Below are 21045 nucleotides of genomic sequence, written 5' to 3'. Positions count from 1 at the left end.
GGAGGAGTCTATGACCAACGCACTCGTCATGGCGATCGATGCCGGAACGGGTAGCTGCCGAGCTATCATTTTTGACACCAAGGGAGATGAGATAGGGGCTGCACAGCGTGAATGGACGCATCACAGCGACCCAGCGGTTCCCAGTTCATTCGACTTCGACACTGAAGCCAACGGCAAGCTGATCGACGCCGTTATCAGCGAGGCGCTATCAAGGGCTGCTGTGCGGCCTGACCAGATCAGGGCCGTCTCCACCACGTCCATGCGCGAAGGCATCGTCATCTACGATAGACAGGGAAAAGAGATCTGGGCCTGTCCAAACATCGACTCGCGAGCCTCCGCTGAAGCAGAGGCTCTCGTCGAGAGCGGAGTCGCCGCGAAGGTCTTCCAGATCGCCGGTGACTGGGTCTCGATCACCACGCCCGCGCGACTGAAGTGGATCGCAGCGCATCGTCCGGACATTCTATCCCGCGCACGTCACATTGGCCTGATCAGCGATTGGGCGGCTACCCGCCTGACGGGCGAGTTCTGGACTGAGCCGAGCGCAGGGTCCTCAACCGCACTCTTCGATATCGGGCAGCGCACCTGGTCGGGAGAGCTCTTTGACGTGCTTGATATAGATCTGTCCATCTGTCCTCCGGTTGTGGAGTCAGGCTCTCAAATCGGCAAAGTCACCGCGGAGGCGGCAGCACGGACGGGCCTTGCGCAAGGCACTCCGGTCATCGCAGGAGGCGGCGACACCCAGCTTGGTCTTCTTGGACTTGGGCGCAGAGTGGGAGATGGCACGCTGATCGGCGGCAGCTTCTGGCAAATGACGGTGCTGCTCGATCATCCTTTCATCGATCCGGCGCGGGGACCGCGCACTTTGTGCCATGCGCGGCCCGGTCAATGGATGGTGGAAGGCATAGGATTCCTCACCGGTCTTTCCCTGCGTTGGTTTCGGGATGCGTTCTGCGATCTGGAGAAGCGCATCGCGGATGAGAAGGGCGTGCCTGTTTTCGATCTGCTGATGGATACTGCAGCGTCCGTGCCTCCGGGTGCAAACGGCGTCACGGCCGTCATGGCCAATGTGATGCAGTCCGACAGCTGGGTGCAGGCATCCCCGACGCTTCTGGGCTTCGATTTTAACGATCCGGAGGGGCACGGCAAGGCGGCTGCGTTGCGCGCGATCATGGAGAGCGCGGCTTACGTATCATACAGTCACCGGCTAGAACTGGAGCGGGTGACAGGCACGCGCTTCGACGCAATCCAGTTCACCGGGGGCGGAGCGCGGGGATCATTGTGGCCGCAAATCATCGCTGACGTGATGGGACTGCCGGTCAGCATTCCGCAAAACCGCGAGACGACGGCCCTAGGTTGCGCCATGCTCGCGGCTGTAGGCGGCGGTCTATTCGCCAATCTCGACGAAGCCCGCGCAATGCTTTCTCCCATCGAGCGTGTTGTCGAGCCGGATGCGGCGCGTCACGAGGCCTATAAAAACTTCCATGCTCGCTGGCATGCGATCAACGACGCCATGGTCATGCTAGCCGACGCTGGCGTCACGCAGCCCATGTGGAAACCGGCGGGCGCAATCAGGCGAGGAGGTGCGAAGTGAAGAGTCTATGGAGTGACCAAGAGGCGCAAAGGCTGACGCATAACCTGGAGGGAGCGGAGCGGGATCTGGCACTCCGTGTCTATACATCCAGGCTGATCGGCTCAGATCCAGATCTGGTTTTGCACGGTGGAGGCAACACCTCAGCAAAATCCGCCCTGCAGGATGGGGACCAGGACATCCCGGTCATGTTCATCAAGGGGAGCGGCTGGGATCTTGGAACGATCCAGGCGCCTGGCTTACCTGCCGTGCGACTCGAGCCACTGCTCGAGAAGCGCCATGTTGACCGCATGGACGATCGGGAGATGGTGCGTTTCCTGCGCGCCAACCTTCTTGATCAGAGCGCACCGACCCCGTCCGTCGAGGCCCTTCTTCACGCCTTCCTGCCGGCGAAATTCGTTGACCATACCCATGCCACCGCTTCGCTTGTGCTCGCAAACCAGCCCAACGCCGCAGAAATTGCGCGATCCATATTCGAGGGCCGGCTGGCCATTGTGCCTTATGTAATGCCGGGATTCGATCTCTCGATCGCCGGAGACAAGGTGTTTGCCGCCGCGCCGCCGCAAACCGAGGGTCTGTTCCTGGTCAACCATGGAATATTCACCGTAGGGGAGGATGCCCGCACCGCCTATGAGCGAATGATCGAGTTCACAACACTGTGTGAGCGGCATCTGGCAGATCATAGGATCGTTGTTCCAGGCCCGGAAACATCGAGGCCGCCGGAGAGCGCGGCCATCAGGTTCAAAGATGCTCTGCGGGGAGCACTTGCCGATATAGGCGGGCTGTTCGCAGAAAAGGTTGCTCTAGATTACCGCTCGACACCTTCGATCCTGACTTATTCCATGTTGGAGAACCTTGAGGAAATAACCAGCCGCGGTACGGTGACTCCGGACCACGTCATCCGCATCAAGCCGTTCCCGCTGATTGCTCCGGCAGATGCAAGCCGAACGGAGCTGGTGCGTGCCTTGGAAGAGTATGCGCAGCGTTATACGGGTTATTTCGAGCGGAACGCGAAGAATGCCACCGAGCCCAAGGTTATACTCGATCCTCTTCCGCGTGTTGTGATCGTTCCCGGTGTCGGCCTGTTCGGATTGGGAAGCAACAGTAAGGCGGCTGCGATTGCGGGTGATCTTGCCGAGCAGACGGCGCGGATCGTTCTAGCGGCTGAAGCCTACGGACGTTTCACACCAATCAGTGAGCAGGATCTATTTGATATGGAGTACTGGTCGCTGGAGCAGGCCAAGCTGCAAAAGGACAAGAGTGTGAAAGCCGCATAGCCCCCACGGAGGCCAGGGCGTTAATGGCTCTGGCGCCGATTGGTACATAACAGTGGTGCATGAGAACGATGGGAGCGCTGCCGATCAAGGGTAGCGCTCTCATCCTTTTTGGTTCCGCTCCCTGTCCCTCGAAGCGGATTCTATGACTTCGGAGCCGAGCGATCGGCTCCGAAGTCATTAGTATCCATTGGATGCTGCCGTGAGGTTGAAGTCATCCTGCCGCGGGTTCAGGATATACCCGAGTCGGCTTCAGATCGATTGCATGCCCAGTGCCGGATTCGATGATGATCTTCAGCATCGGCTGGGTGTCGATGTAGTAGAATTCGATCGTTTCCCCGATACGCCCGCCCATGATGATGTCGGCCTTATTGTCGACCATCATTTTCTTGAAGGCGTCAGATTCCTCCACAGAATGCTTCATGACTGCAAGATGGTGAAAGCCCTCGCCGTGCTCTTCCAGCCATTCGCTGTAAATGTTCGGACCATCCAGAGGCTGGATCAATTCGAAGCAAACTCCGTCGACCATCGTCTCGGCGCACAGCATCGAGTACTTTGCAGGCTCTCCGCGCAGGTGAGTGTCATGCAGTCTCGGTGAGACATGCTCGTACACGTTCCACGGTCCCCATCCGAGGAGTTCGTGGTACATCTTCATCGTCTTCTCGAGGTCTCTCACGACGAGACCGACTTGCGATATCTTGGCTGGACCGGACATCCGTTTCTCCCTTTTTTCCGATGTTGGTGAGTTGGTTGGCTTTTCTTACGCGCGGGGTTGACTGACAGAGCGCGGGCTATACCAGTGACCACTGTCTGCCATCCGTTGCCTCTTTGGCAGGAGCCTGAGATCCCGTGATGCGCGGGTCCCAATCTCCGGCTTTGTCCCTCATCTTTGTCCTAAACGGCGCATTGCTGCGTCCATGGCGACCGCTGCCACGACGATCAGGCCTGTAACGATCTGCTGCAAATAGACGTTGACGCCACCTAGAACGATGATGTTGCCAATGACCACCATGATGGCGGATCCGACGAGCGCGCCCCAGATGCTGCCGATGCCTCCGGTGGTCGCAATTCCACCAATTACAGGGGCGGCGATTGACGGCAGGAGCCATGACTGGCCAATTGCGGTCTGGGCTGACAGAAGCCTGAAGCACATCAGCATCCCAGCCAATCCTGCCAGGGTGCCGGCCGCCGCGTAGGCGGTCACGCGGATCTTCTGCTCCTTAATGCCGATGATCTTCGCCGCCTCGCGGCTGTTGCCGACGGCATAAAGCTGCCGGCCGTAAACTGTTTTCGTCGTCAGGAATAGGATGACGGCGAAAATCCCGAGCATAATGTATACGGGAATGGGGACCTCAAACAGCGTTCCGGTGCCAAGGAAAGTGACGCTCTCGGGCAGTCCGACGATGGTTCGGCCCTTGGTGATCAGCAGGTTTAGGCCAGAGAATACGCTGAGTGTTCCGATGGTCACCACCAGTGAATTCAAGTTAAAAGACGTGATGATCAGGCCGTTGAGAGCGCCGGCGGCCGCACCGGCTGCTAGGCCCGCCCATATGGCGACAGCCGGATTGAACCCAAAGTCCACAATGAGCTTGGCGCATATGATGCCGGCAAGTCCTGCTATCGCTCCGATGGAGACATCGATGTCTCCCAGCAGCAGAAGAAGCCCCTGCGCGGTCGCGACAATGCCGATAAAGGCGAGCTCTCGCGACATGATGGTGAGGTTGTATGCGGTGAGGAAGTTCGGGGAGATGAGCGCAGCTGCACCGACGATCAGAAGCAGGGCGCCGACGACGCCCGAGAGCTGGCTCCGTCCCCTGATCCTTAGCCCTCCGAATTTTGCCCCTGCCTTCGGGCCTACGAAGCTCTTGCGAATCGAGGTGTCGGTCACGGTGGCTATTCCTCCTCTGGGTAGAAACTTCTAGTTGCTCTTCAAGCTGCCGATGTCTGTGTGGCGCCAATCACCGAACTCAGGATAGCTTCCATTGAAAGCTCGCCCTCATTGAGCTCGCTTCGAACCCTACCGTTGTAGATCGTGATGACCCGGTTGCTGCACTTCAGCAGCTCTTCCAGCTCGGATGAGATGAGCACGATTCCCATGCGCTTCTCTTCGGCAATTGCGCGCATCAGGGCATAGATCTCATCCTTTGCGTTGACATCGATGCCTCGGGTCGGCTCATCGAGAAACAGCACACGAGGGGCGGCTTCCAAGCTTCGCCCGATGAGAACCTTTTGCTGATTTCCTCCGCTGAGGTTAACGATCTTGGTCTCGCTCGAAGGCGCTTTCACATTGTAGCTTCTGATGACACGCTGCGTCGTCTCTCGCTCGCTCGATTCATCGAGCATTCCCGCTTTAGACAGCTTCTTCAGGAGGCCGACACCGACATTCTGACGGATACTCAGGTTAGGGAAAATCCCATGGGTCTTGCGCTCCTCGGAAAGGTAGATCACGCCTTTTCCAATCGAATAGCTGGGATCTCCGAACCTCCAGGGCTGCCCCTGGTAGAGCACTTGACCGCCTCGCCTTGGGAGATAGCCGAAAATGGTCTGCATGATTTCAGACCGCCCTGCGCCCACTAGACCCGCAACGCCCAGGATCTCGCCCTCCCTTAGCGAGAAGGAGACCTTCTCGAATCGCTCGCCGGTGAGATCCTGGACGCTGAGGATCTCGTTTCCAGCCGGCCTCCTCGGCCTGTACACGGTGCTGAGATCGATGTCCTTGCCGGACATCTGCTTGACGATCCAATCCTCACTGACGTCTGCGTTCTCCGAATTGCCGACTACCATGCCGTTGCGTAGCACCGTGACGGCATCCTGGAGGTGCATCACCTCGTCGAGACGGTGTGTGATGAAGATGATGGACTTCCCTTGAGCTTTCAGGGCCGCGATCACCCCGAACAGCCGGTCAATCTCCCGTTTGGTGAGCGAAGCTGTTGGCTCGTCGAGGATGAGTACCTTGAATGACTTGTTGGCTAGCGCCCTCGCGACTTGGAGAAGCTGGCGCTCGGCAACCGATATGTTCTTGACGAGATCTCCCGGTGAGACCTCCATCTGGAGTTCATCTATATGTGCGCGGGCGTTCTTCTCGCACTCCTTGCGGTTGAACAGCAGCGATTTGGAATCCGCATGATCGAAGGGGAGAAATATGTTCTCCGCAACGGTCAGGTTGTCAAACAGGTTTAGTTCCTGGGGCACGAGAGCAATGGCCTTGCTAGCGTGACCGTTCGTTTCCTTGCCTTCAATGAGAAGCCTGCCCTCGTCGGCGCGGTAGATGCCCGTTAAAACCTTGACTAGGGTGCTTTTTCCCGCACCGTTCTCTCCGACGATGCAGTGAACCTCTCCGCTCCGAACGGTGAGACTGACCTTGTCTAGAGCAACAACGCCAGGGAAGCGCTTGGTGATCCCTTCTGCTTGCAACAGATTCATGCAGGGAGGTCCTTGTTCTGATCGGGCATAAGCGTAAGGGCATTGCCCGTGGAGGCCATGCAACCACACGAGCACGGAGCGAAGGAGGGAGGCGATGGTCGCGCCTCCCTCAATGGCGACATCAGAAGCCGTCGATGTTTCCGTTCTTCACCATGTCCGGAGTCAGGTACCCGATGCCGGTGTTGAGCCAAGAAGGCGTTTGGATGCCCATGTTCTGCATCATGAGAGCAACGGTGGACCATTGGCCGATCATGCGCGGACGGGTGGCAATCGAGAGATCGAGCACGCCGGCGCGCATCAATTCCTGCAGCTGGGGAACGTCGTCAATGCCGACGAACTTCACCTTTCCAACCCTGTTCGCCTCCCTGAGAGCAAGTCCCACGCCCACCGGACCAGCAGCATCCACGACCGCGAAGCCATCGAGGTCAGGATGCGCGGCGAGGATCCGGGATGCTTCCGTCTGTGCCTTCTGGACGTCGTCATAGTCGAAGGCGGTCTCGACGACCTTCACATCCGGATAGTTCTTGAGCAGATCATTGAGCGCCCTGTAACGGTCAGCGTGTGCGGAGTTAGTGGGAACGCCATGCAAAATAGCGATCTTGCCCTTGTTGTTGATCCTCTTCAGCAGCTCCTCGCCGACGATGCGGCCCTGGTCATAGAAATCGTTGGAGATGTAGGTGATCTGTGAACCCTCAGGAGCCGTCGAAACGAAAAGAACGAGAGGAATGCCACGCTTTTGAGCCTCCTTCAGGATCGGCATGCTGGCTTGCACATCGATGGCGTCGATAGCGATGCCGTCCGGGTTCGTGGCGATTGCCCTCTCGAGAAGGCTATTCTGCTCAACAAGATCCGCCTGAGCCGGGGCCTGATAGTCGATGGTAATTTTCGTTCCAATCTGTGCACCAAGATCCTCGGCCGTCTTGGCGGCAGCGTTATGAACGATGTCGAACCAGGCCTGCGCCAAGATCGGGATCATAACAAAACGATATTCTTTTTTGAGTTCCTTTGACTTTGCCTGCGCGGAAGCAGGCGAGGTCATTGTAGTGGCCGTGATGCAGAGCATCAGCATTGCTGCCAGATTGACTAGCTTCTTCATAATTTTCCTCCCAAAATTCTTTTGTACTGGTCTGTGATGGCCAAGTTCTATGGTGCCATCACACCGCGAGATTTGATCTGTACGCTTTGGATCAGTTCTCCTTTTCTCAGAGTTGGCCGTAAGGCTGCACTGCAGGCATTTACTGCCGCATTCTTGCTGGAGCCGCTTAAGCCTTGGAGAACTCTTGTGCGACTTCCTGATAGTTATCTCAACTGTGATATTAATAACGAGACTTCCATAAGGTCAACCGTAAATTCTGCGCCCAGGTTGATCGGCATGCAGCGTCGCTCGCTGAAATGCTGCCGTGGACAACCAGTATGGAAAAAGCGCAGCCGTCTCGTCGCAAATCGGGATGGTCGCGTCTCGGTATTGCGCAACTCGGGTCCGTCATATCACCGACTGAGACACGAAGATTACTCACGATTGCAGAGGGGTACGGATCGCGCCAATATTGCGATCAATCTATTAATCAGCACCAATGGATTTGAACCGGACTCATCCAGGCGACTTCAAGTTCGTGCTCGCATGTGCGTCAGTCCCTGCCTGCTTGGCAGAGGCGCGGTTCGTCGAAGGGATTTGAGGACCGCCAACAGCATACCCACAGAGGCTGTGGCCGCAGGCGAAGGCGACCTGACACTCCGCCTCCTCATTGCTTTTGATCCGCGCTTCAGATGTGGCGTAGTCTTTTCGACCTGAGCGGGTCTTTACTCATCTGCCGACCCGACACCCCTCACGGTCGAATACATGAAGATGCTGGTGCGACAGAGCGACTGGCATTCTTGACTCACCGCGTCCATAGTTTCCGTTGCGCAGAACCTGGATGGGTGTCCCTGCCAACTCCGAGAATATTTCCGTCTGAGCTCCCAACTCAAAGCGCCGTATAATCGGCACCTCGAAAACCGCAGCGCCTTCTCCCGCTTCCTCTATCGTCTGCAGATGCTCAGGTCTGATGCCTAGGGTCACAGGTCCCTCCACAGGCGTAGGAAGCGTTACGACTGTTCCGTCAGCAAGTCTCGCCTTGGAGCCTCTTGCGTCAGCGTTAAGGAAGTTCATCGACGGTGAGCCAATGAAACTTGCGACAAAGCGGTTGGCTGGTCTCTCGTAGAGCTCTGCAGGGGTACCGACCTGCTCGATCCTACCCTTGTTCATGACGACGATGCGATCACCCATGGTCATGGCCTCAATTTGATCATGCGTCACGTAGATTGCGGTCGCAGCAAGCGCCTGCTGCAGGCGCCTGATCTCAACGCGCATCTGAACACGAAGCTGCGCATCAAGGTTCGACAGGGGCTCGTCGAATAGGAAGGCATTGGCCTTACGGACCATCGCCCGCCCCATAGCAACACGCTGGCGCTGCCCGCCGGAAAGCTCGCGCGGGCGCCGGGACAGATAAGGCTCCAATGAGAGCATCCTCGCGGCCTCTTGGATACGCGTCGCGATTTCCGCTTTCGGCAGCTTCTTGAGCTTGAGGCCGAAGGCCAGATTGTCATAAACGGTAAGATGGGGGTAGAGCGCGTAATTCTGGAATACCATGGCGATGTTCCGCTCCTGCGGGGGCAGGCGGTTGACCGGCTTTCCATTGAAGGAGATCGTTCCCGATGTGATCGTTTCCAGTCCCGCGATCGTGCGCAGCAACGTGGACTTTCCGCATCCGGATGGGCCAACGAGAACCACGAACTCACCGTCGCTGATCGACAAGGAGATGTCGTGTACAATTGGAACGTGGCCGTAGGATTTGCCAAGCTGCGAAATTTCTATGCGAGCCATGAAAGGATCCCTACTTGACGCTGCCGTGCATGAGGCCGCCGATCAGCCATCGCTGGAAAAGGAAAGCGATGAAATACACCGGGACCATGCCGACCAGGGAGGCGGCGGCCATCTGGCCGAAATTGACGAGCCGCTCGCCCTGAAACAGCGAGATGCCGACAGTCACCGTGCGGCTGTCGTTTCCGAACGTCATCGCCGACGCAAAAAGAAATTCGTTGTAGGCCAAGATGATGCAGACCAGGCTCGTGGCCACGATCCCGGGCATCAGCAGTGGCAGGACGATCCGCAGCAGCGTCCACCAGTACCCCGCACCATCGACCCAGGCCGCCTCATCGATGTCATTGGGAATCTCCCGGACGAAGTTTCGAAGCAGCCAGAAGGCGACCGGTGTGTTCATCAAGCCGTAGACCACCGCAAGGCCAAACACGTTGTCCATCAGCCCGACGTTTTGGAGCAGGAAGAACAAAGGGATTAGGGCGACGACGGGCGGCGCAAGGTAGGTCGAGAGCGTGAAGTTCGGCAGCACGCTCGTGGCGACCCGCAGCTTGACCATCGCGTAGGTTGCCGGAACGGTGATGAGCATGGTGATCAAGCCGCTGCCGAACGACGCGATGACGGAATTTCGCATGAACGCCAGCAGGGGAGATCTGTCCAGGACAGCAGGCAGATTCTCGAGAGTGGGCTCCATTGGCAGGAGGCGCCCCTGCAGGACGTCGCCGGGCGACTTGAATACGGTTGCGGAAAGATACACGACGGGGAGGATGAAGAAAATGATGGCCACCAAAAGCAGAGCCCAGCCGACGAGCGTCCCCCACCGAAAGCCGTTGGGCATATCCTGGTTCTTCATGTACGCCGCTCAACCCAATTGAAAATTATGACCACCGGAAGCGTCACAATGGAAACGGTGATCGCCAGGAGCAGCGTCTGAGCGGCCGCAAGTCCCACGTCGAACTCCCGCAGCGCGGTCTTCCAGATCTCGAATGACGCGATGCTCGTCGCGTTGCCGGGCCCCCCGAAGGTGAGGATGTAAACGAGGTCGAAGGTCTTGAACGCCATGACCAGGCGCATGAGGAAGATCGCTACCAAAGATGGAGCAATCATCGGGAGAGTAAGCCGCCAAAAGATCGCACCATCATAGGCGCCGTCGATGGCCGCGGCCTCGAAGACATCCTTCGGGAGCGATTGCAGCGCCGCAAAACACAGGATCACCACGAGCGGTGTCCACTGCCATGTGTCGGCCAGCATGATGGACGGGAACGCCAGTTGAGCGTCCCCCAGAAAAGAGACCGGCCGCTCAATTAGACCCGAGCGCAGCAGGACTCCGTTGAGCCATCCGCCGCTGGGATTGAGAATAAGTTTCCAGGCGACGCCTACCATCACGGGTGGGGTCATCATGGGAAGCAGGATGAGTGTACGAATGATGCGGCCCGTTCGGGCGTAGCGATAGAGCAGATACGCGATCGCGAGCCCAAGAACGAGCTGAGCGCCTGACACTACGAAGGCGAAGATGACGGTATTCCATAGGGATGTCGGAAAGATCGTTCCGGTGAGGGCCCAGTCGAAGTTCTCCCACCCCACATATTCCTGAAACTGCCGTCCGAGTTCCGAACGGGTGAAGGCTAAGCCAATCAGATAGACTAAAGGATAGACAGCAAATACGGTCAGACCAAGCACAAGCGGCGCCAACATCACCGTTGCGGCAAGCTGCCTGCGCTGGCCGATTATAAGAGCAGAGGTCATCAGTTGCGGTTTTCCTGAACATCCGCATGCAGGAGATCCGCCCTATGACACAATCACCTGCATGGCCTCATAAGCAGAGAGCGGCTCGCTCCAAATTGCAAGCCGCTCTCTCACGTGTCAGCGCAGCAATCTCGTCCAAGCACGTTGCGCCTGCTCCATGGCGTCGGCTGGAGATTTGTTTCCCGCCATCATGGCGGCAAGCTGATCCGACAGAGCTTCGAGGAGACGTGGAGTCTGCGGGACGGTGGGCCAAGCGACCGCGCCGTTGAGCGATGAGGCTGCAGCCCGCTGCGCCTTGGGGTTGAAGCTCTTGTAGTTCTCGCTGTTCATATTGGAGATTCGGAATGGATCGACGCCTGTTCCCGTGGTGGTAATGTACTTTTCACCCATCTGCGCCGTGCTGCCGAACTTGATGAGTTCCCAGGCCAGTTCCTTTTTGGTGGAATAATCGGCGACGCCGAGCGCCCAGCCCGCGTTGAGTGGCGCGCGGCTTTTCGTGACTCCACCTCCCACCGGCAGCGGCACTACATCCCACTTTCCAGCGATGCGCGACTTCGACTTGTCCTCGGCATAAACACCGAGGTCTATCCATCCCTCGGTCATGGCGGCGCGGCCGCCGACGAATGCCGTCAGGGCCTCCTCAAAGCCGGTTTCGACAGGCGTAGGAACGGCGCCTGGAATGGTTGCAACGAGGTTCTTGGCGGCAGCAATCGCGGCCTCGCTATTCAGCGCCGGCTTGCCGTCTTTGTCCAGGAATTCGCCGCCGTAGTTCGCCAGACGGTTGGCGAACACGGAAATGTTCATCAAGGGCACCCGCACGCCCATGAGGGCGATGCCATAGATGCCTTTGGAATTCTCCGCCTCAGTGATTTTGATTGCCGCCTGAACAACCTCGTCCCACGTTGTAGGTGGTTTGACGCCGTTTCGCTCAAGAATTTCGGTGTTGTAGAAGAGCGCATGCGTATCACCGTCGAAAGGAAGGCTGTAGCGGCGACCATTGTAGAGGCTATAGGGATCGTAGATCGCCGGAATGAAATCATCCGGCTGAATCACTTTCTGGTCGCGGGCGATGTGGTCGGTCAGATCCATCAAGATCTTGTCTTCAACCAGCGCGCCCTTGGAGATGTACCAGAAATCAAATGCATCGAAGCGATGCGCTCCAGACTGCTTATCGAGAGTGAGCTGCTGCTGGACCTGGTCGAGGGGAACGGGAACGATCTGCAGGTTGACGCCGGTCGCCTCCTTGAACGCCTTTGCCATCAGCTCGGCGGCGCCGACCTGAGGCTGTGAGATCAAAACCGTCAGCGTCTCGTTGGCATAAGCCTTGGACAGCATCTTCGGTGACAGAACACTCGCGGCGAAAGCTAACCCGGCAAGCTTCACTCCGCCTCCAAGAAGCTGACGGCGCGAGTATGGGCTGTTCATCGGCTTATCGTTCATTTCTTCCTCCACGTCCTCATTCTCATCCGTCCTTGAGCCCAGGTCAGGGCTCAGGCGAATATTTAAAAGCACCTCTGGCGTTCAGAGGCATTGGGACCCATGTCCAAACTTTCTCTCTGATATTTATTTCAGTCAACTAATTTCTAACACTCAATTAGGTCTCTGAATGTGGGCCTGACCTCTATGTTCATGGGCCGTGGGCACCTCTAAGGGTGGCTCCAAGGGGCGGACAGTGGATGCAGCCCGCGACTGTCAGGCAGACGGCACTGTAAAATAACTAGCTGGCGGCAGCTCCCGATACCGCCAAGCTCGTAGCCCTGCTGGCCTGCCTCATTCAGGCCATTGAGGAGCTGTCTGGGAACGCAATTGCGCGCGGCCGCCGTCTTCCGCCGATCCAGGCTCTGACGACGGCGGACACCGGATCCAAGGTAACTTCGGCTTCCGTCGTCACCGACGAGGCCAACGAGAAGAAGGCGATCTATTCCCCACAGCTCCTGCTCGATAGCGCGCGGCTCGATGCGGGGCTGACATTGGGCATACCGTCGCGTGTGACGGCTGCTGCGCGCCTTGACACCATGGACTATGCTGGTGAGGCCAATACAAGCCGCATCCGCTAGAACGTCGTTGCGATTGCATTTGCGCTAAAGACATTGCAGCTTTTATGCGGCAACACCCGCCGAGTGGTTGCCGACACTTCGGTCGCCGCCGTTCATGCCCTATCTAACCTTTGGAGGCACGTTTCCACGTGTCTCATGAGCACAGCAATGCGTCGGTAATAGCCCAATTTCCGCTTCAACCTGCTGGATACCAAGAGGCTTATGCGGAGCTCACCGCCCACCTGCTCCCTGGCCGCAGCTTCGACAATGACCACGACGCTACTGAGGATACTGTAGCAGAGTTCGACCACTGGTTGCTTCGGTGGAATTGGAGACCCGTTTGAGCCAAATGGGAGCGTCAGAAGCGGACATTCCGGCATGGGCTAGGGAGATCACTGTCGGCATTCAAAGGCTCCTGGCCAACAATCCCCGTGATATGAGTAACGAGGACGTCGTGCGGATTTATCAATCCATATTCTGACCTCGTGAAATGTAACCGGCTGCAAACCTGTGGCCTGTCCAACAGCTCGCCCAAGCATTAAGCGTCGGTGGTTTCAGGTCCCCGACTTGCCCGGGTGCGCTGCGAGCGTCAATCAGCGTGAGATCTGGCGGGCGCCAGGGAGCATCGAGAATGTAGTCACTTGGTTCCGACGATCGTCTTCAGCTCTAGGAACGCCTCGAACGCCCATTCGCCATATTCCCGGCCATTACCCGATTGCTTGTATCCACCAAAAGGTGCTGAGTAGTCCGGCGGACTATGATTTGTGTAAATATACCCAGCACGCAGCTTTCTCGCGATCCCTTCCGCGCGTGCCGGATCTCCCGATTGCACATAGCCTGCCAGGCCATAAACCGTATCGTTGGCGATGCGAATCGCCTCCTCCTCGGTGTTATAGCGAATCAGCGAGATGACTGGCCCGAAAATCTCCTCGCGGGCAATGGTGAATCGTGGGGACACCTCAGCGAACACTGTCGGGCGAACGAAGTAACCGCGAGTACAGGAAGAAGGCCGTCCAAGGCCTCCTGCAACCAGCCGGGCGCCTTCCTCAATGCCCTGCTGGATCAGCCGCTGCACCTTGTCGAACTGCGCCTGATTGATCAGCGGTCCGAGATTTGTATCAGGGTCTAACGGATCTCCAACTACGATATTGTCGGCGGTCCGCGCAGCGATTTCCACAGCACGATCATAGTGGCGGGCCGAAATCAGCATGCGATCCGGCGCAATGCAGGACTGGCCGCTGTTGCCGTAGCAGTTCAACACTCCCTTGTTGACCGCCTCTTCCAGGTCGACGTCGTCGAGAAGGATATTGGCAGACTTTCCACCCAGTTCCTGATGAACGCGCTTGACCGTATCGGCGGCTGCGCGGGCTACTTCGATGCCAGCGCGGGTGGAGCCGGTGAACGAGACCATGTCTACCTGCGGATGGCGCGACATGGCTCCCCCCACGGTGGGGCCTCGGCCTTGGACGAGGTTGAACACGCCCGGCGGCACGCCTGCCTCGTGTAGCACCTCCGCGAAGAGAACGGCGCTCAGGGGCGACTCTTCGCTGGGCTTCAGGACCATGCTGCAGCCGGTCGCCAGAGCGGGCGCGACCTTGGCGACGATTTGCATAATGGGCGCATTCCAAGGCGTGATGAGTGCGCAGACGCCGATCGGCTCGCGAAGGATCAGCGTTCTCCCGCGCCTACTCTCGAACTGGTAGTTATCCAGAACCCGAATGGCTTCCTCGACATGCGCGAGTGCAGTACCCGTCTGATAGTTGAGCGCTCGCCACAAGGGCGCTCCCATTTCCATGGACAGGACGTGGGCTAGTTCTTCGCGCCGCGCGCGCAGTGCTTTGAGAACGCGTCCGAGGAGTTCCTGCCGCTCCTGGGGTGTCGAAGTCGAAAAGCTATCGAAAGCAGCGCGCGCGGCGGACACGGCGCGGCCCACATCCGCTGGCGTGCCCAGCGCCAGCGTGGCAATGGCCTCTTCCGTTGCGGGATTGAATACCGGACAGCTTTCACTGCCCTCCGAGTCGACCCACGAGCCACCGATATAGAACTTGCGGGCGTTTTCAACGAGAGAAGGTGACAGCTTCATTTGCTCAGGCTCTTACCCAGGATCAGATCCGCACCCTTTTCACCGATCATGATGGCGGCTGCGTTCGTGTTGCCGGAAACGATCGTCGGCATGATGGATGCGTCGACCACCCTCAATCCGTGGAGGCCGCGAACCCGCAGCTCCGAATCCACAACGGACATGGGATCCTGTCCCATCCTGCAGGTCGATACCGGGTGCGCTCCGGTACCTGAGTTGTCAGCGATATAGTCGAGCCATTCCTCACGCGTCTGCGGCAGCGTCTGCGGCAAGACCCGCTCCTGTAACATGGACTTCAAGGGCGCGGCGTTGAAGAGCCGCTCGGCAAGCTTCAGGCCTTCCACCATGCAGTCACGATCGGATTCGGTAGCAAGATAGTTAGGCTGGATAGACGGGGGCACGTGCGGGTCGGGTGAGGTGATTCTCAGCCAGCCGCGGCTTTCCGGGCGGCATGGCACGCAGCTTATCGTGCATCCTGGGAAGGAGTGCATGGGGCCACCCGGGCGGTCGAGGCTCCATGCGAGGAAGTGGTACTGCACGTCAGGAGCGGCAAGGCCCGGGCGCGTGCGCGCAAAAAGGCCAACGGGGCCACCCGCCATCATGAGGAGCCCACGTCTTTGGAAGGTGTAGCGGATGCCTTCCATGAGGCGGCGCGGCCAGCTGTGGTAAATCTCATTGACTGTTATCGTGCCCGGGGGGCAGCGATAGACCACGCGGGAACTCAGATGATCCTGTAGATTTTGGCCGACGCCAGGCAGGTCTTGAACGATCGGGATGTCGAACTTCTTGAGAAGCTCGGCGGGCCCTACGCCCGAAAGCTGGAGCAAGTGCGGCGTGTTGATCGAGCCGCCGGAAAGAACAACTTCCTTGCGTGCCGTCGCGGTGACGATTTGGCCGGTCCTCTCATATTCGACGCCTACGGCTTCCCGCCCCCGGAATAGGACGCGGCGGGCGAGGGATCCCGTCTCGATCTTCAGATTGCCGCGTTTGCGAGCCGGGTGCAGGTAGGCAATGGCGGAGCTCGAGCGGCGCCAGCGTCCCACCGTCATCTGATAGGCGCCTGCGCCTTCCTGATCGGCCCCGTTGAAGTCGTCATTGCGGGGATAGCCGGCCCCAACGGCGGTCGCAATGAAGGCATCGTAGAGCGGATGCTTCATGCGGATGTCGGCGACTTCGAGCGGGCCGCCGACACCGTGATACTCGCTTTCCCCACGCTCCTGGTTTTCTGCCCGGCGGAAGTAAGGCAGCACGTCATCATAGCTCCAGCCACGATTGCCAAGCTGCGCCCATTCGTCGAAATCCCGGCGGTGTCCGCGGATATAGATGAGGCCATTGATGGCGCTGGAGCCGCCCAAGACCTTGCCGCGCGGCCAGGGAAGTCGGCGATCATGCAGTGCTGCGACCGGCTCCGTCTGGTAGCTCCAGTTGTATCGTGGGTTATAGGCGTTGCGGTAATAGCCGGCCGGAATGTGGAGCCAAGGATCAAAATCCCTGCCTCCGGCTTCCAGCAGCAGCACGCGGGTTACCCCGTCTGCACTGAGCCTGTTCGCCAGGACACAGCCTGCCGAGCCCGCCCCAACGATGATGAAATCGTACTCGGTGGCCTGCATCAGTTCATCGCCCCGCTATTGCAACGCCTATCTCGATCAAGCTGTGAGCCAATCTTCGAAGCGACGGGTGGTCTCCTCGATGTCGGCGCCGAAATTGCCGATGTCCTGCTCGAATGTCTTCGAGTAGTTCTGCGGCGCCGTCGGCATGTACTGGGCGGCTTCCGGCTCGATGAAGTCGAACGCCTTAGGATTGAGGGGGCTCGACAGAGCCGCTTTTGCAAAGCCCGCCTGCCTCTCAGGTAAGGAGGCGCTTTGAATGAACTGCCAAGCAAGTTCGGCGCGCGGCGTTCCCTTGGCGACCACCCAGTAGCCCTTGTCGATCTCTGCCTGATTCCAGGTCATCGCAACCGGCACGTTCTGCTGGATGAGCTCGAAGCAGCGCCCCTGCCAAATGCCGATCAGGTCGACCTCCCGGTCGCGTAGAATCTGCTGCGACTGGGCGCCTGCCGTCCACCAGACCCGGATATGTGGCTTGATTCGGTCGAGCGACTTGAACGCGCGATCAATGTCGAGAGGATAGAGCTGATCAACCGGAACGCCGTCCGCGAGCAGCGCAATCGGAAGGACGCGGGCGGCGTAGCGCTGCAGGCTGCGGCTGCCGGGGAACTTCTCAACGTCCCAGAATTCCGCCCAGTTCTGTGGACCGCCATTTGGGAACTTGTCCTTGCGGTAGGCGATCACGGTCGAGAAGCAGTCGAAGCCAACGCCGTTCATGAATACTGCACCGTCCCATAGCCTCGTGGGGTCGAGCGGCGAGCCTTCGGCGGGAGCGACCAAGTTGGCATTGTTGGCACGAATCAACTCGCCGGCGCCAAGCGTGGTGACATCGAACTCATAGGTGCCTGTGCGGACCTGCGCTGCAAGTTTGGCGAACGAAACGGGAGAAACAGTGCGAATCTGAACGCCCGTTTCCGCCGTGAACGGATCAAAGATGTACTTGCGGACGGCTTGCTCCCAAACTCCGCCCCAAGTGTTCACGTACAGAAATTTATCCTGGGCGTATCCTCTATTCACATAGGGCGTGCCGAGCGCCAGGGCGCCCACGGCGCTGCCGCCTAGGAAGAGGCGTCTTGAAATGCGGCTGCGCAACTTGTCGGTGCTCATTTCGGGTTCCTTTCTCTGGAAATGTTCTTCGTTCAGCATCGTCGTTCTTGTTGGGCGGGCGCAGGAGGCGTCCACCTGGGCGTTCGGCATCCACAGATGCCGAAGAAGGGCTGCGATCTACGGCACCGCAGAAACCATGATCATCTCGACTTTGAGGTCCGGACTAGCGAGCCGGGCCTCAAGGCAGACCCGGGCAGGAGGCACGATATCCTTCACCCACTCGTCCCAGACTGCGTTCACCGCCTGGTAATCCTTCATGTCGACCAGGATGATCGCAACGAAGGCAAGCCGGTCTTTCCCACTGCCGATTCGTGCAAGGCGGGCTTCGGCCTTGCACAGCAGCTGCCGAGTCTGGTCGGCTGTTGAAAGGCGACTGTCATAGGGCGCTTCCGGCGTGACGGCGAAGTAGCCCGTCCCGTTGAGAACCGTTGCTATGCTCGCGCGCGACCCGATCCCAAAATGTTTGATGAGATCCGCCGCGTGCTCAGCTTCGATCGTCATTGTCGCCCCCTTGCTTCGTTCTCAGCGGCCAATTACGAAGACCGCGTCCGGCAGCCAGCTGATGCAGCATTCCTCGCCTTCCTTGATGATGACGACATCAGCGCCCAGCACGCGGACGCGCATCGGAAGGTTCCCGACCCGGCCGATCACCAGTGCATTGTCGCCATAGTTGACGATCGTCTCCACATGCATCGTGACGTTCTTGCGGCCCTCGATGGGCTTGCGGGAAAGCCGGATGTGCTCGGGACGGATGAGCAGCGTCACGTCCTGCCCCTCCGACACCGGCTCACCCGGCGTGAACTCACAGGCGCCGAGGGCTTCGTTGTCCGCTTTTCCGGCGGGATTGACCACCTTTGCGGGAATAAGGTTGCTTTCGCCGATGAAGCCCGCGACGAACTTGGTGCGGGGTTTGTGATAGATTTCCAGCGGGCTTGCCACCTGCTGGATTTCGCCCTTCTCGAACACGACGATCCGATCGGACATGGACATGGCTTCTGTCTGATCGTGGGTGACGAAGATGGTCGTCACGCCCAGCGCGCGCTGGATGCGCTTGATCTCGATCTGCATCTGCTCGCGCAGGTTCTTGTCGAGCGCGCCGAGCGGCTCGTCGAGGAGAAGCAGCGAGGGCTCGAAGACGAGTGCTCGGGCCAGCGCCACGCGCTGCTGCTGCCCACCCGAGAGTTCCTTGGGATAGCGTTTGGCGAAACCCTCGAGGCCGACGAGCTCCAGCATTCGCATCGCCCGCTTCAGGCCTTCGGGACGATTGATGCCGCGCATCTGCAGCGGGAAGTAGACGTTCTCCACCGCAGTCTTGTGCGGAAAGAGCGCATAGTTCTGGAAGACAATGCCGATATTGCGCTCGTACGGCGCGAGGCCGGAAAGGGACTCGCCCTCGACCAGCAAATCGCCTGTGGAAGCCTTCTCGAACCCGGCGATGATCATCAGCGTCGTCGTCTTGCCGGAGCCGCTAGGACCCAGAAAGGTGATGAACTCTCCCTTGTCGACCGACAGGTTCACGCCTTGGAGCGCCCTGAAGTCTCCATAGAACTTGGTAATTCCGTTAAGTTGTAGATACTGGTTCATTGAAAATCCTACCTTGAGCGGTCAGCGGCGAGGGGACGCTATGACGCCCGTCCAAAGCGGCTGCGGATGCCACGCCGGGCCAAGGGCACGACGACGGCCAAAAGCACGGCGAAGAAGAGTAGAGTGGAGATGACCGCGATCACCGGGTCAGCCTCCTGCCTGATGCTGTCGAACATCTTCCGGGGTAGCGTCTCGGCATCCCTTCCTGAGATGAAGATCGCTACTACCGTCTCGTCGAATGACTGGATAAAGGCAAAGAGAGCGCTGATCAGGAGACCGGGCTTCAGGATCGGAAGCGTCACGTGAACGAAGGTCTGTGCCGGGTTTGCTCCAAGGCTGAGCGCCGCCCGCTCTAGATTGCGGTCGAAACCTTTCAGGTTGGCGGAGAGAACCAGGAAGGCGATCGGCACCGAAAGGCAGGTGTGTGCGAGTACCACACCGAAATGGGTGTGCACGAGGCCGAGATCGCCAAGGAAGGAGTAGTAGCCAATGGCCATTACGATATGGGGCACCGCAAGTGGCATCAACATCATCAGATCGGCGATCCCCTTGCCCGTGAAGCGATATCGTACAAGGGCGAAGCAGGCCGGGACGACCAGCACCATGGTGAGGATCATGGTGGCGAACGCTATCAGAATACTGTTCCAGGTCGGCCGAAGCCAGCTTATATCGGCGAAGTAGGCCTGATAATAGCCGAGCCAATATCCAGGCGGCGGGAACTGGAGCGACCGCGCGGTGGAGAAGGACATCGGCACCACGACGACGAGCGGCGCCGCGATGAAGATGACGATGAGAATGCCGGCGAGGCGCATCAGGCGGTCCATATCAGCCCCACAGTTTGTCGAGTCCAAAACGGCGGTGATAGATGGCGAGGATGACAAGCGTGATGGAGAGAAGCACGATGGCCATCGCGGATCCCATCCCAAAAGCCAAAAACTCCTCGATTTGATGGCCGATGAGGCCGGCGATCATTTGCTCGCGTGGGCTCCCGAGCAGCACGGGAGTGACGTAAAATCCCAGGCAGAGGACGAAGACCAGCACGCAACCATTGGCTATACCCGGCGCGGTCAGCGGCAGGTAGACGTGGCGGAATAGTGAAAAGCTTCGCGCGCCTAGACTCTCTGCCGAGCGGAGGAGGACCGGATCGATCTTCCGCATGACCGAGTAGATGTTCATGATCATGTAGGGCGCCAGGATGTGCACCATGGCGAGCGTAGAGGAGAAGCGAGTGAAGAGGAGTTGCGGCGGATCTTCGACACCGAGGCTGGTGAGAAAAGCGACAACGGGACCATTGTTGCCCAGAAGAACCATCCACGCATAGGTACGGACGAGAAAGCTCGTCCAGAAGCTCATGGTCACGAGCAGGAGGATGAGCATCGCGGTGCGTGGCTTGGAATGGTTCATCAGATAGGCGAGAGGGTAGCCCATGCAAAGGCACACGAGCGTGACCAGGGCGGCCGTCAGGAACGTATTCAGAAAGACGCGCTGGTAAAGCGCCCCCGTCAGGATCTTCTCATAGTTGGAGAGCGAAAGTCGGGGATCGGTTACGCTCATGATGGCCACGTCGGCGAGCGGGACGACAAAGAAGATCGCCAGATATGCTGCAAGAGGCGCAAGTAGCAGCCACGGCCACAAGTTGGGCCACTCGGCCAGTTTCGAAATTCTTGCTCCCATTGCCGTTCCTCTTCTTCTTGTTGTGAGCCCCATACCAGCGGCCGCGAAAACCTTTTTCCTGACGCGGCG

Annotated in this window: 18 protein-coding genes; 3 read left to right on the top strand and 15 right to left on the bottom strand. The window is 58.7% G+C overall.

The window, feature by feature from the left end:
* Nucleotides 1–10: 10 nt before the first annotated feature.
* A complete protein-coding gene (lsrK, locus tag ACFOYU_RS04990; protein ID WP_377032691.1) occupies nt 11–1591 on the top strand; it encodes an autoinducer-2 kinase in 1581 nt (526 codons plus the stop codon).
* Nucleotides 1588–2865, top strand: a complete 1278-nt coding sequence (locus ACFOYU_RS04985) for a class II aldolase/adducin family protein (protein WP_377032690.1) — start codon at nt 1588–1590, stop codon at nt 2863–2865. Before lsrK ends, ACFOYU_RS04985 begins: the two co-directional genes overlap by 4 nt.
* Nucleotides 2866–3076: 211 nt before the next feature.
* Here the strand turns inward: ACFOYU_RS04985 and ACFOYU_RS04980 are convergent, their stop codons facing one another.
* From ACFOYU_RS04980 to ACFOYU_RS04945, 8 genes are all read right to left on the bottom strand, one after another.
* Nucleotides 3077–3577 carry a VOC family protein gene (locus ACFOYU_RS04980; protein ID WP_377032689.1) on the bottom strand — a complete coding sequence of 167 codons (501 nt, stop codon included), beginning with the start codon at nt 3575–3577 and terminating at the stop codon, nt 3077–3079.
* A gap of 168 nt (nt 3578–3745) precedes the next feature.
* Nucleotides 3746–4750 (bottom strand): ABC transporter permease, encoded by a 1005-nt coding sequence (locus ACFOYU_RS04975; RefSeq protein ID WP_377032688.1) that lies wholly within the window; start codon nt 4748–4750, stop codon nt 3746–3748.
* A gap of 41 nt (nt 4751–4791) precedes the next feature.
* The gene (locus tag ACFOYU_RS04970; protein ID WP_377032687.1) at nt 4792–6285 is read right to left on the bottom strand and encodes a sugar ABC transporter ATP-binding protein; all 1494 of its coding nucleotides are present in this window, start codon (nt 6283–6285) and stop codon (nt 4792–4794) included.
* A gap of 121 nt (nt 6286–6406) precedes the next feature.
* A complete protein-coding gene (locus ACFOYU_RS04965) occupies nt 6407–7381 on the bottom strand; it encodes a substrate-binding domain-containing protein (RefSeq protein ID WP_377032686.1) in 975 nt (324 codons plus the stop codon).
* A 708-nt stretch (nt 7382–8089) separates the two neighbouring features.
* The gene (locus tag ACFOYU_RS04960; protein ID WP_377032685.1) at nt 8090–9148 is read right to left on the bottom strand and encodes an ABC transporter ATP-binding protein; all 1059 of its coding nucleotides are present in this window, start codon (nt 9146–9148) and stop codon (nt 8090–8092) included.
* A gap of 10 nt (nt 9149–9158) precedes the next feature.
* A complete protein-coding gene (locus tag ACFOYU_RS04955; RefSeq protein ID WP_377032684.1) occupies nt 9159–9995 on the bottom strand; it encodes a carbohydrate ABC transporter permease in 837 nt (278 codons plus the stop codon).
* Nucleotides 9992–10888 carry a carbohydrate ABC transporter permease gene (locus ACFOYU_RS04950; protein ID WP_377032683.1) on the bottom strand — a complete coding sequence of 299 codons (897 nt, stop codon included), beginning with the start codon at nt 10886–10888 and terminating at the stop codon, nt 9992–9994. Before ACFOYU_RS04950 ends, ACFOYU_RS04955 begins: the two co-directional genes overlap by 4 nt.
* A 117-nt stretch (nt 10889–11005) precedes the next feature.
* Complete coding sequence (locus tag ACFOYU_RS04945) at nt 11006–12328, bottom strand: ABC transporter substrate-binding protein (protein WP_377032682.1); 1323 nt, start codon at nt 12326–12328, stop codon at nt 11006–11008.
* A 281-nt stretch (nt 12329–12609) separates the two neighbouring features.
* Here ACFOYU_RS04945 and ACFOYU_RS04940 point away from each other — a divergent pair, with 281 nt between their 5' ends.
* A complete protein-coding gene (locus ACFOYU_RS04940; RefSeq protein ID WP_377032698.1) occupies nt 12610–12945 on the top strand; it encodes an iron-containing alcohol dehydrogenase in 336 nt (111 codons plus the stop codon).
* A gap of 616 nt (nt 12946–13561) precedes the next feature.
* Here the strand turns inward: ACFOYU_RS04940 and ACFOYU_RS04935 are convergent.
* The 7 genes from ACFOYU_RS04935 to ACFOYU_RS04905 all read right to left on the bottom strand — a co-directional run bounded on the left by ACFOYU_RS04935 (nt 13562) and on the right by ACFOYU_RS04905 (nt 20976).
* Nucleotides 13562–15007: an aldehyde dehydrogenase family protein gene (locus tag ACFOYU_RS04935; RefSeq protein WP_377032681.1), complete on the bottom strand. Its 1446-nt coding sequence runs from the start codon at nt 15005–15007 to the stop codon at nt 13562–13564.
* Nucleotides 15004–16614 carry a GMC family oxidoreductase gene (locus ACFOYU_RS04930; RefSeq protein WP_377032680.1) on the bottom strand — a complete coding sequence of 537 codons (1611 nt, stop codon included), beginning with the start codon at nt 16612–16614 and terminating at the stop codon, nt 15004–15006. Before ACFOYU_RS04930 ends, ACFOYU_RS04935 begins: the two co-directional genes overlap by 4 nt.
* Nucleotides 16615–16650: 36 nt before the next feature.
* On the bottom strand, nt 16651–17757 hold the full coding sequence (locus ACFOYU_RS04925; RefSeq protein ID WP_377032679.1) for a polyamine ABC transporter substrate-binding protein: 1107 nt from the start codon (nt 17755–17757) through the stop codon (nt 16651–16653).
* Between the two features lie 78 nt (nt 17758–17835).
* A complete protein-coding gene (locus tag ACFOYU_RS04920; protein WP_377032678.1) occupies nt 17836–18219 on the bottom strand; it encodes a Rid family hydrolase in 384 nt (127 codons plus the stop codon).
* A gap of 21 nt (nt 18220–18240) precedes the next feature.
* Nucleotides 18241–19302, bottom strand: a complete 1062-nt coding sequence (locus ACFOYU_RS04915; RefSeq protein WP_377032677.1) for an ABC transporter ATP-binding protein — start codon at nt 19300–19302, stop codon at nt 18241–18243.
* Nucleotides 19303–19340: 38 nt separating this feature from the next.
* On the bottom strand, nt 19341–20126 hold the full coding sequence (locus ACFOYU_RS04910; protein WP_377032676.1) for an ABC transporter permease: 786 nt from the start codon (nt 20124–20126) through the stop codon (nt 19341–19343).
* A 1-nt stretch (nt 20127) separates the two neighbouring features.
* Nucleotides 20128–20976, bottom strand: coding sequence for an ABC transporter permease (locus tag ACFOYU_RS04905; protein ID WP_377032675.1), 849 nt, complete (start codon nt 20974–20976; stop codon nt 20128–20130).
* Nucleotides 20977–21045: the final 69 nt, after the last annotated feature.

This window comes from Microvirga sp. GCM10011540 (assembly GCF_042650665.1).
GTDB lineage: Bacteria > Pseudomonadota > Alphaproteobacteria > Rhizobiales > Beijerinckiaceae > Microvirga > Microvirga lenta.
This window is presented reverse-complemented; position numbering and strand designations above follow the sequence as displayed.